The sequence below is a fragment of the Craurococcus roseus genome (assembly GCF_039523795.1).
GTDB classification, from domain to species: Bacteria; Pseudomonadota; Alphaproteobacteria; order Acetobacterales; family Acetobacteraceae; genus Craurococcus; species Craurococcus roseus.
On the sequence record NZ_BAAAFZ010000028.1, the window covers coordinates 82,620 to 102,735 of the forward strand.

Sequence of the window (20,116 nt, forward strand, 5' to 3'; positions counted from 1 at the left end):
GACGGCGACCGCGGTGGCCGACCTGCTCCGGGACGCCGCCCGGGCGGAGGTCATGCCCCGCTTCCGACGCTTGGCCGCCGGGGCGGTGCGGAACAAGACCGGCCCCCTGGACTTGGTCACGGACGCCGACGAGGGGGCCGAACGGGTCATCGCCGCCGGCCTCGCGGCGCGTTTCCCCGGCTGCCTCGTGGTGGGCGAGGAAGGGGCCGCGGCCGACCCGGGGCTGCTCGGGCGCTTGGCCGACGCCGACCTGGCCTTCGTGGTGGACCCCGTGGACGGCACCGCCAACTTCGCGGCCGGCCTGCCGCTCTTCGGGTGCATGGCCGCCGCCATCCTGCGCGGAGAGGTGGTGGCCGGCTGGATACACGACCCGCTTGGCGACGACACGGCGATCGCGCTGCGGGGCGAGGGTGCCTGGATCGAGGCGCCGGGCGGTGGAGGTCGGGTGCCGCTCCGGGTGGCGCCGCCGGCGCCCTTGGAGCGGATGGTCGGCGACCTCTCCTGGACCTACCTGCCGGAGCCCCTGCGCACCCGCGTGGCGTCGCGCTTGCCGCTGCTCGCCGGGACGGTGGGCCTGCGCTGCGCCGCCCACGCCTACCGCTCGGTGGCCAGCGGGTACCTGCACCTGCTGCTGTTCAACCGCCTGATGCCTTGGGACCACGCGGCCGGTTGGCTGCTGCACCGCGAGGCCGGCGGCCACTCGGCCGGTTTCGACGGCCAACCCTACTCGCCGTTGCGGCACGGGGGCGGGCTCATCTGCACGCCCGACTCGGCGTCCTGGCAAGAAGCCAGGGCTAGGTTGCTAGAGGCCTAGGCCGAAATACCTAGAGAATCGACGAGCTAGGACCGTTTTTGTTCTTGTTTTGTCCAGAAGTGTCAACCGGTGCTTTGCACAGGTAAACAACCGTAAACTTCCCTGGAAATTCCTTACAAATTCAGCAAAGGATTTGCTCCGCCAAGCTGCATGGTGCTGTTAAGCAATTAACAGTGTCAATGGTTTTACTGGCTCGCCGAAGTGAGCTGAGGCCTTGGCGGCGCGGCGTCAGCCTTCAGCCGCTTTGACCGCCCGCCACTCGGCTTCCATCGCATCAAGGCCGGCATCGGCGGGCGCGAGGCCGCGCGCGGCCAGGCGTTGTTCGACACCATGGAAGCGGCGTTCGAACTTGCCGTTCGCCGAACGGAGGCAGTCTTCTGGGTCCAGGTCGAGCTTGCGCGCCAGGTTGGCGAGGACGAAGAGCAGGTCGCCAACCTCGTCCTTGAGCCGGGCCGGGTCGGCCGTCGGCATCTCGGCCCGCAGTTCGGCCGCTTCCTCTTCCAACTTGTCCAGGACCGAGGCGGCGTCCGGCCAGTCGAAGCCGACGCGGGCGGCGCGGCGGGTGAGCTTGGCGGCACGGCTCAAGGCGGGGAGGGCGCCTGGCACCCCGGCCAGGGCGCCGCTCTCCCGCCTGGCGGCGCGTTCGGCCGCCTTTTGCGCTTCCCAGGCGTCCGTTTGGGCCTGCGCATCGCGGGCCGGCGCGTCGCCGAAGACGTGCGGGTGGCGCCGGACCATCTTCGCTGCGACGGCCCGGGCCACGGCCGCGAAGTCGAACCGGCCGGCCTCCTCGGCCATGCGGGCGTGGTAGGCGACCTGGAACAGCAGATCCCCGAGTTCGTCCAGCAGCGCCGCAAAGTCCGGGCCGGCCCCGATGGCGGCCGCGACCTCGTACGACTCCTCGACGGTGTAAGGCGCGATGGAGGCGAAGTCCTGGACCTGGTCCCAAGGGCAACCGGCGACGGGGTCGCGCAGCCGGGCCATGACGGAGAGCAGTTCCAGCAGGGCGGTTTCGGGCGGGGAGGAACCGGTCATCGGGCCTGCTTAGCATCGCGCCCGCGTCGCGCGCCGTGGCCCGTACGCCAATGCAAGCGACGTTCCGCCTACAAACCCCGGTTATCCCCAGGTTCCACCTGCCGCATAAGATATATTATGGAAAATAAAAGGTCTGTGGATAAGCTGGGGAAACCTCGCAGCCGGCGTCCGGGCCGCTCACGCCAAAGGTACGTCCAGAACCATCCCGTCGAAGCCCGGCTCTATGCCGGCCGGCAGCGCCCGCAACAAGCTGCGGTAGTCCATCGTCGTGCCCATGTGGGTCAGTATGGTGCGCCGCGGCCGCAGCCGCTCGACCCAATCGAGCACTTGGTCGAGGTTCGCGTGGACCGTGTGCGACCCGCGCCACAGGAAGCAACCCACCACCCAGGTGTCCAAACCCTCCAGGGCCGACAGGCTCTCGTCCGGCAGCGTCACCACGTCTGTCGAGTACGCGAAGCGGCCGATGCGGACGCCCAGGCTGTCCATCACGCCGTGGTCCTGGCGGAACACCTCCACGGGCAAGCCGGCAGTCTCGAAACGTTCTCCGTAGTCGACCCTCCGCGGCTCCAGGGCGGGACGAAAGAAGAACGGCGGCGTCGGCCCGATGAAGGCGTAGTCGAAGCGGTCGTCGAGCTTCTGCAAGGTGGTCCGCGTGCCGATCGCCTCCAGCACCCGGCCGGTCACCCGGTTGACCTGCCGCAGGTCATCGATGCCCAGGATGTGGTCGGCGTGGGCGTGGGTGAACAGCACCGCGTCCAAATGTGCCGCGCGCGCCGCCAGCATCTGCCGGCGGAGGTCGGGCCCGGCGTCGATCAGCAGCCGTCGGCCGTCGGGCCCTTCGACCAGGGCCGAGGTCCGGCTCCGCTGGTTGCGGGGCTCGGCTGGATCGCAGGCGCCCCATTCGCCCCCCTCGCCTTCGCCGCCGATCAGCGGCACCCCGCCCGAGCCGCCGCAGCCGAGGATGGTGACGCGCAGCACGGAGGCGCGCGGCCGGCCTAGGCCGTGGCCTTGGCGAACAGGCGGTGGAAGTTCTCGGTGGTCGCCGCCTCGATCTCGGCCGGGCCGACGCCGCGCACCGCCGCCAGCGCCTTGGCCGTGTGGACCACGTGCGCCGGCTCGCACCGCTTGCCGCGGAACGGCACGGGCGCGAGGTACGGGCTGTCGGTCTCCACCAGCAAGCGGTCGCCCGGCAGATCGGCGGCGATGGCGCGGATCGCCTCGCCGTTGCGGAAGGTCAGTATGCCGGAGAAGGACACGTAGCCGCCCAGGCGCACCGCCGCCTCCGCGAGCCCCCGGCCGGACGAGAAGCAGTGCAACAAGAAGGGAAACGGCCCGCCGGCGCGGTGCTCCTCCTCGAGGACGGCCCGGATGTCGTCGTCTGCGTCGCGGGCGTGGATCACCAAGGGCAGCCCGGAAAGCTGGGCGGCCTTGATGTGCCGCCGGAACGCCTCCTTCTGCACGTCGTGTGGCGCCTTGTCATAGAAGTAGTCCAGCCCCGACTCGCCGAGCCCGATGACGCGGGGGTGGTCCGCCATCGCCAGCAACTCCGCGACCGTGGGCAGCGGCGCTTCGCCGACCCGCTGCGGATGCACGCCCACCACGCCCCAGACCTCCGGGAACCGTTCGGCCAGGGACCGGACGACCGCCGACTGGTCGCCGCGGATGCCGATCGTGACCATGCGGCCCACCCCGGCCTCCCGCGCCCGCGCGATCACGTCCGGGATCTCAGCGTCCTCGAACGTGTCGAGATGGCAGTGGCTGTCGATGAGCATGGGGGTTCCGTGGCAGGGGTTAGGTGGCGGCGGCCAGGGCAGCCGTGTCTATCTTGCGGAACAGCGGTTCCGGCGGCGGCAGCGCCGCGCCGCCCGGCAGCGGCGCCGCCAGCGCGGCGAGGCTCCTGCCCTCGCCCGCGGGCACGCCGAGTTGGTCCAGCAGCCTGCCCATGGTGTCCGGCATGAAGGGCTGCAAGACGATGGCGTAGGCCCGCAACGCCGTGTGCAGGTGCCGCAGCGCCGCGGCCATGCGCGCCTGGTCGGTCTTCTTCAAGGCCCAGGGCTGCTGCTGCGTGATGTAGCCGTTCGCGTCCCGGACGGACTGGAAGACCGTTTCCAGCGCCGTGTGGAAAAGCTGCGCGTCCAACGCTTTGCCCACCGCCGCCGGCAACGCGTCGAGGCCGTCCAGCAGCGCCCGGTCGGCCTCCGTCCGCTCGGCTTCGCGGGGCAACTCGCCGCCGCAATTCCGCTGGATCAGCGTCAGCGTCCGCTGCGCCAAATTGCCCAGACCGTCCGCCAGCTCGCCGTTCAACCGGTTGACCAGCGCCCGGCGCGAGAAGTCGCCGTCGTTGCCAAACGGCACCTCGCGGAGCAGGAAGTAGCGCAGCGGGTCCAGGCCGAACTCCTCGACCAGCGCCAGCGGATCGATGGCGTTGCCGAGGGACTTCGACATCTTCTGCCCCTCGATGGTCCACCAGCCGTGGGCGAAGACCCGCTTCGGCGGCGCGATCCCGGCGGCCTGGAGGAAGGCCGGCCAATAGATGGCGTGGAAGCGCACGATGTCCTTGCCGACGAAATGCACGTCGGCCGGCCAAAAGCCCCAGCGCGGGTCGGGCTCGTCCGGGTAGCCGGCTGCTGTGATGTAGTTGGTGAGCGCGTCCAGCCACACGTACATCACGTGCGCCGGGTCGCCCGGCACAGGGACACCCCAGGAAAAGGAAGTGCGGCTGATCGAGAGGTCCTGCAACCCGGACCGCACGAAGCTCATGACCTCGTTCCGCCGGCCCTGCGGCGCGATGAAGTCCGGGTTCTCCTCAAAGAAGCGGAGCAGCCAGTCGCGCCACTTGGACAAGCGGAAGAAGTAGGACGGCTCCCGTACCCATTCGACGGGCGCCCCGGATGGGGCGTACTTCACGCCATCCCGCTCCGTCAGCTCGTCCGGGCCGTAGAAGGCCTCGTCCCGCACCGCGTACCAGCCCTCGTAGTGGCCGAGGTAGATCTCGTCCCGCCGCGCCAGCTCTTCCCAGAGTGCTTGGCAGGCGCGCTTGTGCCGCTCCTCGGTGGTGCGGATGAAGTCGTCGTTCGAGAAGCCCATCCGCTCCGCGAGGTCGCGGAAGTGCTGGCTGACTTGGTCGGTGAACGCCTGCGGCTCCATCCCGGCGTCGCGCGCCGCCTTCTCCACCTTTTGCCCGTGCTCGTCCGTGCCGGTCAGGAAAAAGACCTCCCTGCCCTCCAGCCGCTTCCACCGCGCCAGCACGTCGGTGGCGAGCGAGGTGTAGGCGTGGCCGATGTGCGGCTTGTCGTTGACGTAATAGATCGGGGTCGTGACGTAGTATCGGGACATGGGACTCACCGGCGGCTTTCCGGAGCGGGCCTTAGCATGGCCAGCCCGCTGAGCAGCGCCTGCTTGCGGTCGAGGTTCAGCCGCTCCGTGTCATCGGCGAGCCGCCCGAGGCCGTCCCAGAGCGCGGACCACTCCGCCAAGGGGCGCGCGGACACCCAGGGCGCCGCGCCGCCGGCCCGCGCCGCCTGCCGGAGCGCGGTTGAAAGCCCGCGCCGGAGCAGGAACACGAACAAGGGCAGCGCCGCCGGGTCGCGCCGGCCCGCGACCTTGTCGGCCACCGAGTGCAGCAGCTTGGCGTCGAGCCGCGGCATCCCAGCGAAGACCTCGTCCACCGCCGCCTGCATGGCGAGCCCCTCCCCCTCGGCCAGCGCCAAGGCGCGGCCCGGGCAGCCGTCGGCGATGCGGCCGAGCGCCGCCCGGTCGGCGGCGCCCATCCCCGGCAGCCAGGACGCGAGCAGCCGGTTCATCGCCGGCTCGGCCAGCGGGAACAGGTCGAGGCGGCGGCAGCGGCTGCGGATGGTGGGCAGCAGCCGGTCGGGCTGCGCGCTCACCACCAGCAGCACCGTGCGGGGCGGCGGTTCCTCCAGCGTCTTGAGCAGGATGTTCGGGACCACCCCGCGTTCCGCCCGCTCCAGGTCCTCCACTACCACCACGCGCCAACCGCCCTCGGCGGCGGTGTGCGCCATGAAGCGCACGGCGGCCCGCGCGTCCTCGGCGCGCAGCACCTCCTTCTTGCCCTTGTCGCCCGTGGACGGCGCCAAGGTGAACAGGTCCGCGTGCGCCCCGGACGACACGCGCCGGAACACCGGGTCGCCCTCCGGCACATGCAGCGGCGTCGCCCCTTCCCCGCCCGGCGGCTGCCCGGCCAGCAACCAGCGCGCGAAGCGGTAGGCGAGCGTCGCCTTGCCGAGCCCCGTCGGGCCGGCGAGGAGCCAAGCGTGGTGCAGCCGGCGCGCGCGCGCCGCCTCGGTCATGGCCCGCGCCGCCTCGTCGTGGCCGACCAGGACGGGGTTGGCGCGGGGTTCGGGCGGGAGTGCGGCCATCAGGGCAGCGCCAAGCGCTTCTTCACCGCCGCCGAAATCGCGGCCGCCACGTCCTCCGGCGGACCGGCCGCGTCGAGCACGACGCAGCGCCCCGGCTCGGCTTCGGCGATGGCGAGAAAGCCGGCGCGCACCCGCGCGTGGAAGGCCGGGTCCAGGGCCTCGTAACGGTTGGCCTCGCCCCGCGCCGCCGCACGGGCCAGCCCCGACTCGGGGGGCAGGTCGAGGATGAGCGTCACGTCCGGCCGCAGGGGGCCCAGCGCCGTTTCCGCCAAGGCGTCGAACACGGCGCGCGGCACGCCCTGGCCGAAGCACTGGTAGGCGAGCGTCGAGTCGGCGAAGCGGTCGCACACCACCCACATGCCCGCTTCCAGCGCCGGCCCGACCGAACGCGCCACGTGCTCCCGCCGCGCCGCGAAGTGCAACATGCACTCCGCCACGCCATCCCAGGGGCCGGAGCCGAGCAGCACGCTCCGGATCGCCTCCGCGCCGGGCGCCCCGCCGGGCTCCCGGGTCAGCAGCACCGGCAGGCCGCGCGCCGACAACGTCTCCGCCAGGACGCGGGCCTGGGTGGACTTGCCGGCCCCTTCCCCGCCTTCCAGCGTGATGAACCGGCCCCGTCCGGATGCGGCGGCCGCGCGCGCCATGCCCCGTCCCTAGCGCGACGAGATGAGGTGTTCGAGCACCGCCGGGATGCGCGGCACCAGCCCCAGCCGGTTCACGTCGGTGCCCGCCAGCAACGGCAGCGACATTGGCGGCACGCCCTGCCCGGACACCTCCAGCCGCCCCAGTTCCTTCCCCTTGGCCACCGGCGCCGCCACCGGCGCGTCGTAGCGCAGTCGCGCCTGGAGGTTGCGCCGCCACTGCTTCGGCAACGTCACCACCACGTCGCGCGCGCCCACCAGCGGCACCGTGCGGCGGTCGCCGAGGTGGACGGGCACCTCCTCCACGGTCTCACCGGCGCGGAACAGCGACACGTTCTCGAACTCGCGGAAGGCCCATTCAAGCAGCCGCTCGCTCTCCTCGCCCCGCGCCCGCATCGTCGGCAGGCCGTTGAACACCAGGACGAGGCGCCGCTCGCCGCGCTTGGCGCTCGCGGTCAGGCCGTAGCCCGCCTCCTCGGTGTGCCCGGTCTTCAACCCGTCGGCGCCGGGAACGCGCGCCAGCGTCGGGTTGCGGTTCTCCTGGCTGATGTCGTTCCAACGGAAGGAGCGCTCGTTGTAATAGGAGTAGTACTCCGGGAACTCGGAGATGATGCGCTTGGCCAGCCGCGCGAGGTCGCGGCAGGTGGTGCGGTGCTCCGGGTCCGGCCAGCCGGTGGCGTTGCGGAAGGTGCTCGAGGTCAGGCCGATCTCGCGCGCCTTCTCGTTCATCGCCTCCGCGAACTGCTGCTCCGAGCCGGAGATGGCCTCGGCGAAGACGATGCAAGCGTCGTTGCCGGACTGCACGATCACGCCCCGCATCAGCGCCTCCACCGGCACCGTGTTGCCGACGTGGACGAACATCTTGGAGCCGCCCATGCGCCAGGCGCGCTCGCTCACCGGCAGTTCCTGCTCGAGCTTCAGCCGTCCCTGCTTCAGCATGTCAAAGACCATGTACATGGTCATCAGCTTCGACATGGAGGACGGCGGCATCCGCTCGTCGGCGTTCTTCTCCAGGAGCACCGCGTCCGTGTCGTAGTCGACCACGAAGGCCTGCTTGGCGATGGTGTCGAGCGGCCCCAGCGGCGTGGTCGCGGGCGAGGTCGGCGGCCCGCCGGCCTGGGACGCGCCGCCGCCCTGCCTCCCCCCGCCCCGTTGCGGCCGTCCTCCCTGCGCCGAGGCCGGCAACGGCGGCAGGAGCGTGGAGGCGAGCGCAGCCCCGGCCGGCAGGAGCAACGAACGGCGGCGGCGAGGGACGGGCGGCATAGCTGAAAAAGCTCCGGAGGGTATTCGCCTGATTGGATACTATTTCCAGAGGCTCCGGCTCAAGCTCCGCCCGCAGCCTCCTCAGTCCAAAACGATTCTCGCGTCCGGAATAGCACGACGGAGCGCCGCTTCCAGCGCCCGGTCCGCCTCGCCCGCCGAGACGAACGGGCCGACGCGCACCCGGTATTGCGGTTGCCGACCGGGGCCGACGGCCTCGGCCGCACCGCCGACCGCGGCGGCGCGGCGTTCGGCGAGGTCGCGGCGGAAGAAGGCGCCCGCGTCCACGAAAAGCCGGGACGGCACGGTACCGCGTTGCACCACGTCCTCGGGCAAGCGCGCCGGCGGACCTGTCGGCGGAGCCGGAACCTCACCGGCCGGTGACGCCATGGCCGGGCGTGATCCCGCGATGTTGCCGCCACCGGCGGCGGCCCGGGTTCCCGGCGGCGGGGCGAGTTGCTCCCGCTCCACCGCGGCGATGGGCGCCGAGGCGATGGCCAAGCGCGGCCCTTCCGCCCCGGGAAGCCCCGCGCTGGCGATCCGGCTCGCCTCGGCATCGACGGCGATCCGGACCCTCGCCGGCTCGTCCGGCCGCACCCCCAGGAGTTCCGCGGCGCGGCGCGACAGGCCAATGACGCGGCCGGGCCGCTCCGGGCCGCGGTCGTTCACCCGAACCCGCACCTCCCGCCCGGTGTCAAGGTTCCAGACGCGGACTACCGACGGCAGTTGGAGGGTGCGGTGCGCCGCCATCAACGCGGCCGGGTCGTAAGCCTCTCCGTTGGCCGTCGGGCGCCCGCGGCGACCGTCGGGCAGCACCGCCACCAAGCCCGACTCCTCCAAGCCGTGGGCCTCGCGCGGGTAGGACCACACGCCCCCGAGGCTGTAAGGCTCGCCCACCAAGAAGCGCGGGTTGCCCGGGGAAGAGGACTGCGACGACGCGCAGGCCGCCGCGCCGGCCAACATGGCGGCGAAGACGGGCGGAACCCATCGCCGCCCCGGAGAGGTCAAGCCACGCGGTCCGACAGCAGCCCCACCGCCAAGCCGTAATTGACCGGCGGGTTGTAGCGGCGGATTACCCGCAGGTTGTGCCCGCCGAGGAACACCTTCCCAGCCGAGCGGTTGGGCTGCACCAAGCCCATCTCCACCTCGCTAACGGGCAGCGGACCGCCGTCCGCCCGGCGGAAGCCGAGCCGCGCCCACTCGCGGAGCGGGCGCTTGTTGTCGGCGTCGTACCGCTCCACCGGACCGGGCGGCAGCACCTCCAAGCCCCAGGGCTCGCCTTCTCGCCAGCCGTGGCGAGAGAGATAATGCGCGATGGAACCTAGCGCGTCGGCGCGGCTGTCCCAGATGTCGCGCCTGCCGTCGCCGTCGAAGTCCACCGCCAGCCGCTCGAAGTTGGACGGCATGAACTGGGGTTGCCCCATGGCGCCGGCCCAGCTCCCGCGCATCCGTCCGGGCGAGATGTGCCCGCTATCCAGCACCCTGAGCGCGGCGAGCAACTCGGACCGGAAGTAGGCGGAGCGCCGCCCGTCGTAGGCCAGCGTAGCCAACGCTTCGATCACCCCGAAGCCACCGGTGTTGGTGCCGTAGTTGGTTTCCATGCCCCAGATCGCCGCGACCACACGCGGCGACACGCGGAAGCGAGTCTCGATGGCGTCCAGCAGGCGCCGGCTCTCGGCGAAGGCGCGGCGCCCGTTCTCGACCCGTGTGGCGGAGACGATCTTCTCGCGGTATTCCTCCCAGGTCATGCCGGGCCCTTCCGGCTGGAACCGATCGAGTTCCAGCACGCGCGGGTTCGGCTTCAGGCCCGCGAAGGCGCGTTGGATCGTCCCTGCCGAAACGCCCGCTCGCCGCCCATCGGCCCGCACGCCATCGAGAAAGGCTTCGAAGCCGCCGCTGGCGGCCCTGGCGCGATCCGGGGCGCCCGCGGCGAAAAGAGGAAGCGCCAGGGCGGTGGCGCCGAGTACGGCGCGCCGTTGGGCGGAAGAACGGTGTCGCATGGACCGCAGAGGTGCCACGACGCCCGATCAACCGCAACGTGCAATTCAGCTTGGCGGCGCGGGCATTTCGCAACCTGGGAGCCGTTGCGGCTTCGGAGGTGACGGTGTGTGCTCGACCGCACAGATCGCGGGTGCAAACCGTCACAAAAAGATAATCGGGCCACTCCCCACGGAGATCGCGATGCCGGAAGGACGCCTTCTCGCCCTGACCGAGCAGATCTACGACGCCGGCGTCGGCGGGACGCCGTGGTCCATCGTGTGCGGCGGCCTCAAGGCCCTGGTCGGGGCGCGCTCCGCTTCTCTGATGGCCGGGGACTTCGCCGCCGGCCATCCGGAGATCCTCTACCACGCCGAGATACCGGAGGACGCAGCGGCGGCGTACCGGCGGCACTACCGCAAGGTGGACCTGTGGACGAACCGCGCTTCGCGGATCATGGCCCAGCCGGGCGCCGCGGCCGGACCGGTGCGCGTCTTCACCAGCGGCGGCCTGGTGTCCGACCGCGAGTTCGTTCGAAGCGAGTTCTACTGTGACTTCGGCCGGAAGCTCGGGTTGCGCTACGTGGTGGGCACGGTGGCGTCGCTCGGCGCCGGCGGTACGATGCCGATCGGCCTGCACCGGCCCGATGGCGCCCCGCCCTTCGCCGACCGCGAGCGGCGGTTGCTCGAGCACCTGCTCCCGCACCTCCGCCGTTCCTTGCAGGTCCGCCACCGCCTCGCGGCCCCGGCGGCGCTGGCCGACGGCCAATCCGTGCTGGACGCGCTGCCGACCGGCGCTCTGGTCGTGGACGCAGAAATGCGCGTGCTCGCGGCAAACTTCGCGGCCGAGGCGCTCGCCGAAGGCGGCGCGGGCCTGGCCATGCGGCGGGAGGCCGGGTTGGGCGGCGGCGCGGCGGTGTTCGCCCGCGCGCGTCGCCGCACGGAGAACGCCGCCCTGGTCTTTCTCGTCCGGGCCACGGCGCTGGGCGGCGCGCCAGGCGGCGTCGTGCGCCTGCATGACGACGACGGCACGAAGGCCGTTGTCGCGTCGGTGGCGCCCCTGCCCAAGCGGCTCGCGGGCGGGTCGGGCGCTGGCCGGGTCACGGGGCAAGCGCTGGTCCTGCTGCGTGACCTGTCCGCCCCGCTTGCCCCCCCACGGCTCGGCACCCTGCGCGAGCTGTTCGGCTTGACACGCGCCCAGGCGGAGGTGGCGCAGGCCCTGGCCGGCGGCACCACGAAGAAGGCCGTCGCCGCCGGGCGCGGGTCGCGGGAGTCGACGGTCCGCACGCACGTCCGCGCGGTGCTGGACAAGACCGGCGCCGCCAACCTCCGCGAGTTGGAGCGGCTGTTGGCGGGCGTCCAAGGGCTGTAGCCCTGAAGCCGGGCCACCGGCTTTCGCGGGCCGGGCTGCACAGGAGCGCCGCTCCTGTCTAGAATGGCGCCAAAGCCCCGGAGGAAACCCCAAATGGCCGCCGTGACCGCCCAACTCGCCTCCTACTGCGCCTCGCTCGACTTCGCCGCGCTGCCGCCGGCGGTGCAGGAGCGCACGCGGTTCCTCGTGCTCGACCTCGCGGGCAACATCCTTCGCGGCAGGCACGACGCCGAAAGCAGCCCGGCCCTGCTCGCCGCCGCCCGCACACTGGGTCTGGCCTGCGGCGGCTCCGCGGTGCTCGGCGACTGCGCGCGCTACACCCCGGCCGGCGCCGCCCTGCTGAACGGCGCCTTTGCCCACAGCCTGGATTTCGACGACACCCACGCCGCCGGAACGCTCCATCCCGGCGCCCCGGTGATCCCAGCGGCGCTCGCCGCGGCCGAGATGGCCGGCGCCGACGGCCGCACCACCTTGTCGGCCATCGTCGCCGGCTACGAGGTGACGTGCCGCTTGGCGCTCGCCCTGCCAGGCGGCGACCACTACGACCGCGGCTACCACCCCACCGCCACCTGCGGCGCCTTCGGAGCCGCGGCCGCCGCCGCGCGGGTGTTCGGCCTGTCCGCCGCCCGGATCGAGGACGCCTTCGGCATCGCCCTCAGCCAGTCCGCCGGCAGCCTGCAATTCCTCGCCAACGGCGCCTGGACCAAGCGCTTCCAGGTGGGCTGGAGCGCCATGGCCGGCCTGTCCGCCGCCGTGCTCGCGCGCGAGAACTTCCGCGGCGCCGCCGAAGCGTTCGAAGGCAAGGCCGGCTTCCTTCGCGCCTACGCGCCCAACCCGGTGCCCGAGCGCGCGCTCCGCGACCTCGGCACCGCCTGGGAGCTGATGAACACGGCGGTGAAGCCCTACCCGTCCTGCCGCTACGGCCACGCTTGCGTGGACGCCGCCATCGCCCTCCGTGCCGAACTCGGCCTGGAGCCTGGCGAGGTCGAGCGCGTCACCATGGGCCTGCCGAACAAGGGGATGCTCTTGGTGGGGGCGCCGCTCGCCTACAAGCAGAACCCGCAGAACGTGGTGGACGGCCAGTTCAGCGGCCCCTTCGTCGTGGCCTGCGGCTTGGCCACCGGGCACATGGGCTGGGACAGCTACGCGCTGCTGTCCGACCCGACCGTGCGCTCGCTGCTGCCGAAGATCGAATGCGTGGAAGACCCGGAGGTCCAGGCGTTGTTCCCGGCCTTCATGGCCGGGAAGCTGACGCTCCGGGCGCGCGGCCGGGAGTTCGTCCGCACGGTCAAGGTCGCCAAGGGCGAGCCGGACAACTTCCTCAGCGAAGCTGAATTGCGCGCCAAGTTCCACGGGCTCGCCGATGCCGTGCTCGGCGCCGGTCGCGCCGCCCTGCTCGCCGATGCGGTGCTTGGCCTGGACCGCGCGCCGGACGTCAACGGCCTCATGCGCTTGGGGGCGCCGATGGTCGCGGCGCGCCTCGCCGGCGAGTAGGGCGGCCGGATTCGGCCGCTTGCCGTTCAGAAGGAGAAGGCAAGCGACACGGAGCCGAAGGCGAAGGCGTCGCGCTGGCTCACGAACTCCTTCGTGCGCCAGACCTGCGTGTAGCTGAGGCGGATGTTCTGCCAGAACACCGCCGCGCCCAGCTCGAATGCGGCCACGAAAGGCCGATGATCCACGGAGCGGCTGTCGCGCCAGGTGTTGCCGTCGAGGAAGATGTCGCGCCCCACCGCGTGGCCGCCGACCCCGCCGAAGACGTACCAGCCAAATCCCTCGCCCACCAGCGGCGGCGCGTCGGCGATCGTGTGGCGTATCCGGGGCGTTCCGAAGTCCCGCTCCAGCCCTCGCCCGAACCGCACCCGCGCCCCGGCGGAAGCGGCGACGCGCACCGTGCCGAGTTGCGCGCCGACCGCCGGCAGCGCGTCCACGTCGCCGAATGCGGTCCCGGCCACCGGCAGGCGCCAGATCCGCTCGGCATTGACGTTGAAGACCGGCTCGTTGCGGAGCTGCTTGCCCCAGCCCTGCGGCACCGGATCGTCGATGGCGTGGTGGACGAACGACTGGGTGTCACGGGCGAATGAGGCCGGGCCGATTACGCCGAGCTGCACTTCAAAGCGGTCCGCCGTGTCCCAGCTCCGCCGGTCCAGGCCGATCGTGCCGTAGAGGATGCCCGCGTAGGGCCGGTCCTGCGGATCGGGTTCGCGCCGGCGCTTGTTGACGGGCGTGAAAAAGTTCTGGCCCAGCGAGACGCTCCAGCGCGTGTTGGCCGGTCCCAGCAGGCCCGACAACCCGTCGTCGACCCAGCCGAGAGGCCCGGGCAGACTGCCCTCCCCTGAAGTCCAGCCGAGCCGGACGCCGCTCGTGTACCAGCGGTCGGTTTCCTTCCCGAGGAACTTGAGCGAGTCGTTCTCGAGCACGAAGCTCGCCGTCGCGCGCGGGTCGGGCGGCGGCAGCATGGGTTCGGCCACGGCCGGCGTCACGGCGGCCAAGATTGCCACCGCCGCCGCAGGCGCCATCGCCCCCGTCACAGCGGCGCCGATTCGGATTTCCATTGGCAACCGCTCCATCCTCGTCCGCGTGGCGCAGCGAGACCGCCGCCGGGCAAGAAGCCGGACGCTACGAGGCTCCGGCCCCTCCGCTTCATCAAAAAAGTTGGTTTGTCGTCTGCCAAGGGATCTTTCTTGGGTGGAGGCTGGTGAGGCTCTCCGCAATTGCACAGCACCCACCATGCCCTGACGAGGCGGACAAGGCAGTAAGATGGTAAGTTGATAAGACGCAAGGCAACGGGCGGTCCCGCCGCCCGCGCCATGGGTGCGGCGGGGCGCTCCGTCAGTCGGCGGCCTTGCCCCCGTTCACCGCGCCCTTCAACCGCGCGCCGGCGGAGAACTTCACCGCCTTGGACGCCGCGATGGTGATGGCCTCACCGGTCCGGAGATTGCGCCCAGCGCGCTCACCGCGCTGCTGAACCTCAAAATTCCCGAAGCCCGGCAACCGGACCTGCTCACCGCGGCCGAGCGCGTCCGAAACGCTGTCGCAGAACGCGTCCACAGCCCGCCCCGCTTCCGTCTTGCTCAAGCCGCCCTTGTCGGCCACCAGCGCGACGAATTCCTCTTTGGTCATTTGGCCAGGCCTCCCATCCAGAAGTCGCCCCGCTTAACCGCAGGGAGAATCGCAGGTCAACCGAGCCGCTCCGTTTTAAAACGATCCGCCAAGCGAACTGGCAGGCCCTGCGGTGCCGAGGCGACCAGCCCCGTGGACCGCGACGAACGGGTGCGCGCGCGGCCTGCCTCCCGATGCGCCGAGCGGCACACCGCACGGCCTCAGGCGGACGGCTCAGATCGAGTCCTTGAGCTCCTTGGCGGGGCGGAAGGCGATCTTCTTGCTGGCCTTGATCTGGATCTGCTCGCCGGTGGCGGGGTTGCGGCCCATCCGGGCCGGGCGCGCCCGCACCTGGAAGATGCCGAGGCCGTTCATCCGGATCTTGATGCCCTTCTTGAGGTGCCCGGTGAAGGTGTCGACCAGCTCGTTCAGCATGCCTTCAACCTGCTTCTTGGGCATCTCGTGGCTTTCGGCGAGGCCGGCCGCGAGCTGCTTCAGGCTCACCGTGCTGCCGGCGGCGAGCTTCACCGCCTTCGCCGCGGGCTTCTTGGCCGCCGCCGACTTCGCGGGCGCCCTGGCGGCCGCCTTTGGCGAAGCCTTCGCGGGGGCCTTGGTGGTCTTCTTGGCGGGCGCGGCCTTTGTCGTCTTAGCCATGCGAATCCTCTCTCGCTTGACGGAGCCGAGACAAAATCACGGATTTGCCAAGGCAACAACAATCTTCGCGCGTCCCACGGCGCGGGAAGCGCCGATTCAGGCAGGAAAAACGGGCCTTGTCGCGCCCCGGCCACCGGCGGCCTTGACGTCGCGGGGCTTCGGGCGTCGCTTCCGGGCCGGACGCCGCCGCGCCCGCCCGTTTGTCCGCCCACCCGCCCGCAGCACCGCGGAGGAACGCCGCCCGCCATGATCCCGCAGCCGCACCCTTTCACCTTGCGCGTGCCCGACGCCGCCATCGACGACTTGCGCGCGCGCCTGGCCCTCACCCGCTTCCCCGATCAAGCGCCCGGCGACCCTTGGGCTTACGGCGCCGACCTGGACGCTGTCCGCGACCTCGTCGCCCACTGGCGGGAAGGCTTCGACTGGCGGGCGGAAGAGGCCCGGCTGAACGCCTTCCCGCAGGCCGCCGTCCACCTCCACGGCATCGACCTGCACTACCTCCACGTCCCCGGCAAAGGCCCCGACCCCTGCCCGCTGCTGCTGCTGCACGGCTGGCCGGGATCGGTGTTCGAGTTCCTCGACATCATCCCGCGCCTCACCGACCCCGCCCGCTTCGGCGGCGATCCGGCGGACAGCTTCACCGTGGTCGCGCCCTCCCTCCCCGGCTACGGGCTGTCCTTCAAGCCGGGGCAGAAGCGCTTCGGGGTGGAGGAGATCGCCGATTGCGTCGCGCACCTCATGCACGACGTGCTGGGCTTCACCCGCTTCGCCGCGCAGGGCGGCGACTGGGGCGGTTTCACCGCCTCGCGCCTCGGCGCCGTGCACCCGGAGAAGCTCATCGGCATACACATCAACCTGCTGGCCGTGAAGCGCGACCCGGCCATGCTCCCCGACCCGAGCCCGGAGGAGGCGCGCTACCTGGAGGAGCTGAAGCTCTTCCTCAAGGAGGAGACCGGCTACCAGTGGATACAGGGCACCCGCCCGCAGACCCTGGCCTACGGCCTCACGGACAGCCCGGCCGGCCTCGCCGCGTGGATACTGGAGAAGTTCCGCGCCTGGTCGGACTGCAACGGCGACCCGTGGTCGGTGCTGGACCGCGATCGGGTGCTGGCGAACATCGCCCTCTACTGGTTCACCGGCTGCATCAACGCCTCCTTCTGGCCCTACTACGCCCGGATGCACGGCCCCTGGCCGATTCCGGACGGGCGCACGGTGGACGTGCCGACCGGCTACGCCGCCTTCCCGCGCGAAATCCTGCGCCCGCCGCGCTCCCTCGCCGCCCGCACCTACACCGACATCCGGCGCTGGACGCCGATGGAGCGCGGCGGCCACTTCGCGGCGATGGAGCAGCCGGACGCCCTGGCCCGCGAGGTGCGCGAGTTCTTCCGCCCGCTGCGGAGGCCGGGCGCATGAGGGCCGTCGGCTTCACCGCCAACCTGCCGGCGAGCGACCCTGGCGCGCTGCTCGATCTCGACCTGCCCGAGCCCGGCGTGCCCACCGGCCGCGACCTGCTGGTGCGGGTGCGCGCGGTCTCGGTGAACCCGCGCGACGCCAAGAGCCGGCTCGCCCTGCCCGCCTCGCCCGAGAAGCCGGTCGTCGCCGGTTACGACGCCTCGGGCGTGGTGGAGGCGGCCGGCCCCGAAGCGACGCTCTTCCGCCCCGGCGACGAGGTGTTCTATGCCGGCACGCTGGACCGGCCCGGCTCCAACGCCGAATGGCAGCTCGTGGACGAGCGCATCGTCGGCCGCAAGCCGGCCTCGCTCGACCACAAGCAGGCGGCGTCGCTCCCGCTCACCGCGCTGACGGCGTGGGAAATGCTGTTCGACCGGCTGCAAGTCCCGCGCGGCGGCGGCGAAGGCACGGCGCTGCTGATGCTCGGCGGCGCCGGCGGCGTGCCCTCCGTCGCCATCCAGCTCACGCGGCGCCTCACCGGGCTCACGGTGATCGCGTCCGCCTCCCGGCCGGAGAGCGCGGCGTGGGTGCGGGATCTGGGCGCCCACCACGTCGTGGACCACTTGCAGCCGCTGGCGGCGCAGGTGAAGGCGCTCGGAGTCGGGCCGGTGCGCTACGTCTTCTCCACGCACACGGACGCGCGGGCCTGGGCCGAGATCGGCAAGCTGATCGCGCCGCAGGGGCGCTTCGGCCTGATCGACGACCCGGAACCGCTCGACCTGCGCCTGGTGAAGTTCAAGAGCGTGTCCATCCACTGGGAGGCCATGTTCACCCGGCCGATGTTCCGCACCGACGACATGGTGCGGCAGCACGAAATCCTGGACGAGGTCGCGGCGCTGGTGGACGCCGGCGCGCTGCGCGCCACTGCCGCGCAGGACTTCGGCCCGATGAATGCCGCCAACCTGCTGCGCGCCCACGCCGCCGTGGAGGCCGGCGGGACGGTCGGCAAGATCGTGCTGGGCGGCTTCCTGCCATGATGGGCGACCTCGCGGCCCAGGCGGCCTCCGACGTCCTTTGGCGGCATTGGCGCGCCGGCACCGTTCTGGAGGGTCTGCCGGAGGCCTTCCGTCCGGAGACGCGCGAAGAGGGCTACGCGATCCAGGCGTTGTTGGAGGCGCGCAGCGCCAAGCCGCTCTTCGGCTGGAAGATCGCCGCCACCAGCGCGGCCGGGCAGGCGCACATCAACGTGGACGGCCCGCTCGCCGGCAGGCTGCTGGCGGAAATGGTCGCCGAGGACGGCGGCGCCCTCCCCTTCGGCGCCAACCGGATGCGGGTCGCCGAAGCCGAGTTCGCCTTCCGCATGGGCCACGACCTGCCGCCCCGCGAAGCGCCCTACACGGCGGATGATGTGGTGGCCGCGGTCGCCTCGCTGCACCCCGCGATCGAGGTGCCCGACTCGCGCTTCGCCGACTTCACCCGCGCCGGCGCGGCGCAGCTCATCGCCGACGACGCCTGCGCGCGCCAGTTCGCCCTCGGTCCGGCCACCGGCGCGGACTGGCGCGGCATGGACCTCGCGGCCCACCCCGTCCGAGGTTCCGTGAACGGCAAGGTGGCGGAGGGCCGCGGCGCCAATGCGCTCGGCGACCCGCGGCTGGCCCTGGTTTGGCTGGCGAACGAGCTTTCCGCCCTCGGCGTCGCGCTGGCGGCCGGGCAGGTCGTCACAACGGGCACCTGCGTCGTGCCCATGCCGATCGCGCCGGGGGTGGAGGTGGCGGCCGATCTCGGTATCCTGGGAAAAACGACTCTGCGCCTCACGGGATAGGAAACGATGGCCGCCCCTGCCGCCGACGCCGATACCTTCGACTACGTGATCGTGGGGGCCGGCGCCGCCGGCTCCGTGCTCGCCAACCGGCTCACGGAGGACGGGACCGCCACCGTCTGCGTCCTCGAGGCCGGCCCGCCCGACCGCAATCCCTGGATCCACATCCCCGCCGGTTTCATCAAGACGCTGGTGGACCCATCGTGCACTTGGCAGTTCAAGACGCAGCCCACGCCCAACACGGGCGGCCGCGCGATCTCCACCACGCAGGGGCGCACGCTCGGCGGCTCGTCCTCCGTGAACGGGATGATCTACAACCGGGGCCAGCCGGACGACCTGAACGGCTGGGCGCAGCGCGGCAACCGCGGCTGGGGCTACGCCGATGTGCTGCCCTACTACCGCCGGTCCGAGCGCCGCATCGGCTTCGGCGGCGAAGGGCGCGGGCGCGAGACGGACGGCATCCCCATCACCGACATGGATTGGATCAACCCGGTTTCGGAGGCCTTCATCGCCGGCTGCGTCGGCATGGGGATACCGCGCAACCCCGATTACAACAGCGGCGACCAGACGGGCGTCGGCTACTTCCAGCGCGCCATCCTGCGCGGGCGCCGGGTGAGCGCCGCGCGCGCTTTCCTGAAGCCGGCGCTCGCGCGGCGGAACCTGGAGGTGCGCACCAACGCCCGCGCCTCGGCCATCCTGTTTGAAGGCAAGCGCGCGGTGGGCGTGCGCTACCGCAAGGAGCGCGGCGGGGCGCCGCGCGAGGTCCGGGCCCGGCGCGAGGTGGTGCTGAGCAGCGGCACCGTGAACACGGCGCGGCTGCTCCAGGTCTCGGGCGTCGGCCCGGCGCCGCTTGTGGGCGGGCTGGGCGTCCCGGTGGTCCACGAGCTGCGCGGCGTCGGCGAGAACTTCCGCGACCACTACGCCTCGCGGGTCGTGATGCGCGCCAAGCCCGGCGCGCAGACGCTGAACCAGCTCGCGCGCGGCGTCCGGCTCGGCGCGGAGGTGGCGCGCTGGGGCCTGGGGCGTCCCAGCATCCTCGCCACCGCGCCGTCCCACGTCCACGTCTTCTGGAAGTCGTTCGAGGGCCTGGACGCGCCGGACCTCCAATGCGTGTTCACGCCCGGCTCCTACGCCGAGGGCAAGGTCTACGTGCTGGACGACTACCCCGGCGTGACCGCGGGCGCTTGGCAGCACCGGCCGGAAAGCTCGGGCTGGGTGCGCGCCCGCAGCGCCGACGTGTGGGACGACCCCGAGATCCAGCCCAACTACCTGTCCGACCCGATGGATCGGCGCGTCCACCTGGGCGGGATCCGGCTGCTGCGGCGGATGCTGTCCACGCCCGAACTCGCGCCGTACCTGGACGCCGAGACCCTGCCCGGTCCCGCCGCGCAAAGCGACGACGAGCTACTGGACTTCGCCTTCCGCAACGGCTCCACCACCTACCACCTGATCGGCACCGCCCGCATGGGGCCGGCGACGGACCCGACCGCGGTGGTGGACGATCGGCTGCTGGTGCACGGGATGGAGGGCCTCAGGGTCGCGGACGCCTCCATCATGCCCGCCATGCCGTCCGCCAACACCTATGCCACGACTCTGATGATCGCGGAGAAGGCGGCGGACATGATCCGCGGCCGGCAGGCCGCCCCGACCGTCGTGTCGGAAGCAGCCTGACCCGGCC

General features: G+C 71.8%; 19 protein-coding genes. 7 read left to right on the top strand and 12 right to left on the bottom strand.

All coding sequences use genetic code 11. From position 1 onward, the window contains the following. Nucleotides 1-13 precede the first annotated feature (13 nt). Entirely contained in the window at nucleotides 14-814 is an 801-nt protein-coding gene (locus ABD067_RS11565; protein WP_343895446.1) for an inositol monophosphatase family protein, read from the top strand. A 228-nt stretch (nucleotides 815-1,042) separates the two neighbouring features. On the opposite strand, the gene mazG is transcribed toward ABD067_RS11565, so the two are convergent. The 9 genes from mazG to ABD067_RS11610 form a co-directional block, all read right to left on the bottom strand. Then, nucleotides 1,043-1,846 carry a nucleoside triphosphate pyrophosphohydrolase gene (mazG, locus tag ABD067_RS11570; RefSeq protein ID WP_343895447.1) on the bottom strand — a complete coding sequence of 268 codons (804 nt, stop codon included), beginning with the start codon at nucleotides 1,844-1,846 and terminating at the stop codon, nucleotides 1,043-1,045. 177 nt (nucleotides 1,847-2,023) lie between these two features. Further along, nucleotides 2,024-2,821 carry an MBL fold metallo-hydrolase gene (locus ABD067_RS11575; protein ID WP_343895491.1) on the bottom strand — a complete coding sequence of 266 codons (798 nt, stop codon included), beginning with the start codon at nucleotides 2,819-2,821 and terminating at the stop codon, nucleotides 2,024-2,026. Nucleotides 2,822-2,841: 20 nt separating this feature from the next. Continuing rightward, nucleotides 2,842-3,618 (bottom strand): TatD family hydrolase, encoded by a 777-nt coding sequence (locus ABD067_RS11580; RefSeq protein WP_343895448.1) that lies wholly within the window; start codon nucleotides 3,616-3,618, stop codon nucleotides 2,842-2,844. Nucleotides 3,619-3,637: 19 nt separating this feature from the next. Next, nucleotides 3,638-5,182, bottom strand: a complete 1,545-nt coding sequence (gene metG / locus ABD067_RS11585; protein WP_343895492.1) for a methionine--tRNA ligase — start codon at nucleotides 5,180-5,182, stop codon at nucleotides 3,638-3,640. Between the two features lie 5 nt (nucleotides 5,183-5,187). Further along, nucleotides 5,188-6,225, bottom strand: a complete 1,038-nt coding sequence (locus ABD067_RS11590; RefSeq protein ID WP_343895449.1) for a DNA polymerase III subunit delta' — start codon at nucleotides 6,223-6,225, stop codon at nucleotides 5,188-5,190. Continuing rightward, entirely contained in the window at nucleotides 6,225-6,869 is a 645-nt protein-coding gene (gene tmk, locus ABD067_RS11595) for a dTMP kinase (RefSeq protein WP_343895450.1), read from the bottom strand. Before tmk ends, ABD067_RS11590 begins: the two co-directional genes overlap by 1 nt. 9 nt (nucleotides 6,870-6,878) lie before the next feature. Next, entirely contained in the window at nucleotides 6,879-8,129 is a 1,251-nt protein-coding gene (locus tag ABD067_RS11600) for a D-alanyl-D-alanine carboxypeptidase family protein (protein WP_343895451.1), read from the bottom strand. A gap of 81 nt (nucleotides 8,130-8,210) precedes the next feature. Further along, a complete protein-coding gene (locus tag ABD067_RS11605) occupies nucleotides 8,211-9,134 on the bottom strand; it encodes a septal ring lytic transglycosylase RlpA family protein (protein WP_343895452.1) in 924 nt (307 codons plus the stop codon). Beyond that, the gene (locus ABD067_RS11610; protein WP_343895453.1) at nucleotides 9,131-10,126 is read right to left on the bottom strand and encodes a lytic murein transglycosylase; all 996 of its coding nucleotides are present in this window, start codon (nucleotides 10,124-10,126) and stop codon (nucleotides 9,131-9,133) included. The genes ABD067_RS11605 and ABD067_RS11610 overlap by 4 nt, the downstream gene beginning before the upstream one ends. A 181-nt stretch (nucleotides 10,127-10,307) precedes the next feature. Here ABD067_RS11610 and ABD067_RS11615 point away from each other — a divergent pair, with 181 nt between their 5' ends. Together ABD067_RS11615 and ABD067_RS11620 are read left to right on the top strand one after the other, a co-directional pair. Further along, entirely contained in the window at nucleotides 10,308-11,474 is a 1,167-nt protein-coding gene (locus ABD067_RS11615) for a helix-turn-helix transcriptional regulator (RefSeq protein WP_343895454.1), read from the top strand. Nucleotides 11,475-11,567: 93 nt separating this feature from the next. After that, on the top strand, nucleotides 11,568-12,968 hold the full coding sequence (locus ABD067_RS11620; protein WP_343895455.1) for an MmgE/PrpD family protein: 1,401 nt from the start codon (nucleotides 11,568-11,570) through the stop codon (nucleotides 12,966-12,968). A gap of 26 nt (nucleotides 12,969-12,994) precedes the next feature. On the opposite strand, the gene ABD067_RS11625 is transcribed toward ABD067_RS11620, so the two are convergent. From ABD067_RS11625 to ABD067_RS11635, 3 genes are all read right to left on the bottom strand, one after another. After that, complete coding sequence (locus tag ABD067_RS11625; RefSeq protein ID WP_343895456.1) at nucleotides 12,995-14,026, bottom strand: lipid A deacylase LpxR family protein; 1,032 nt, start codon at nucleotides 14,024-14,026, stop codon at nucleotides 12,995-12,997. 277 nt (nucleotides 14,027-14,303) lie between these two features. Beyond that, nucleotides 14,304-14,594: an HU family DNA-binding protein gene (locus ABD067_RS11630; protein ID WP_343895457.1), complete on the bottom strand. Its 291-nt coding sequence runs from the start codon at nucleotides 14,592-14,594 to the stop codon at nucleotides 14,304-14,306. A 213-nt stretch (nucleotides 14,595-14,807) separates the two neighbouring features. Continuing rightward, nucleotides 14,808-15,227 carry an HU family DNA-binding protein gene (locus ABD067_RS11635; RefSeq protein ID WP_343895458.1) on the bottom strand — a complete coding sequence of 140 codons (420 nt, stop codon included), beginning with the start codon at nucleotides 15,225-15,227 and terminating at the stop codon, nucleotides 14,808-14,810. Between the two features lie 246 nt (nucleotides 15,228-15,473). Here ABD067_RS11635 and ABD067_RS11640 point away from each other — a divergent pair, with 246 nt between their 5' ends. From ABD067_RS11640 to ABD067_RS11655, 4 genes are read left to right on the top strand one after another with little or no spacing between them, the layout of a single operon-like run. Further along, nucleotides 15,474-16,640, top strand: coding sequence for an epoxide hydrolase family protein (locus ABD067_RS11640; protein WP_343895459.1), 1,167 nt, complete (start codon nucleotides 15,474-15,476; stop codon nucleotides 16,638-16,640). After that, a complete protein-coding gene (locus ABD067_RS11645; protein ID WP_343895460.1) occupies nucleotides 16,637-17,656 on the top strand; it encodes a zinc-binding alcohol dehydrogenase family protein in 1,020 nt (339 codons plus the stop codon). Before ABD067_RS11640 ends, ABD067_RS11645 begins: the two co-directional genes overlap by 4 nt. Then, nucleotides 17,653-18,441 carry a 2-keto-4-pentenoate hydratase gene (locus tag ABD067_RS11650; RefSeq protein WP_343895461.1) on the top strand — a complete coding sequence of 263 codons (789 nt, stop codon included), beginning with the start codon at nucleotides 17,653-17,655 and terminating at the stop codon, nucleotides 18,439-18,441. The genes ABD067_RS11645 and ABD067_RS11650 overlap by 4 nt, the downstream gene beginning before the upstream one ends. Nucleotides 18,442-18,447: 6 nt before the next feature. Then, nucleotides 18,448-20,109: a GMC family oxidoreductase gene (locus ABD067_RS11655; RefSeq protein WP_343895462.1), complete on the top strand. Its 1,662-nt coding sequence runs from the start codon at nucleotides 18,448-18,450 to the stop codon at nucleotides 20,107-20,109. The last annotated feature ends 7 nt before the right edge of the window (nucleotides 20,110-20,116 follow it).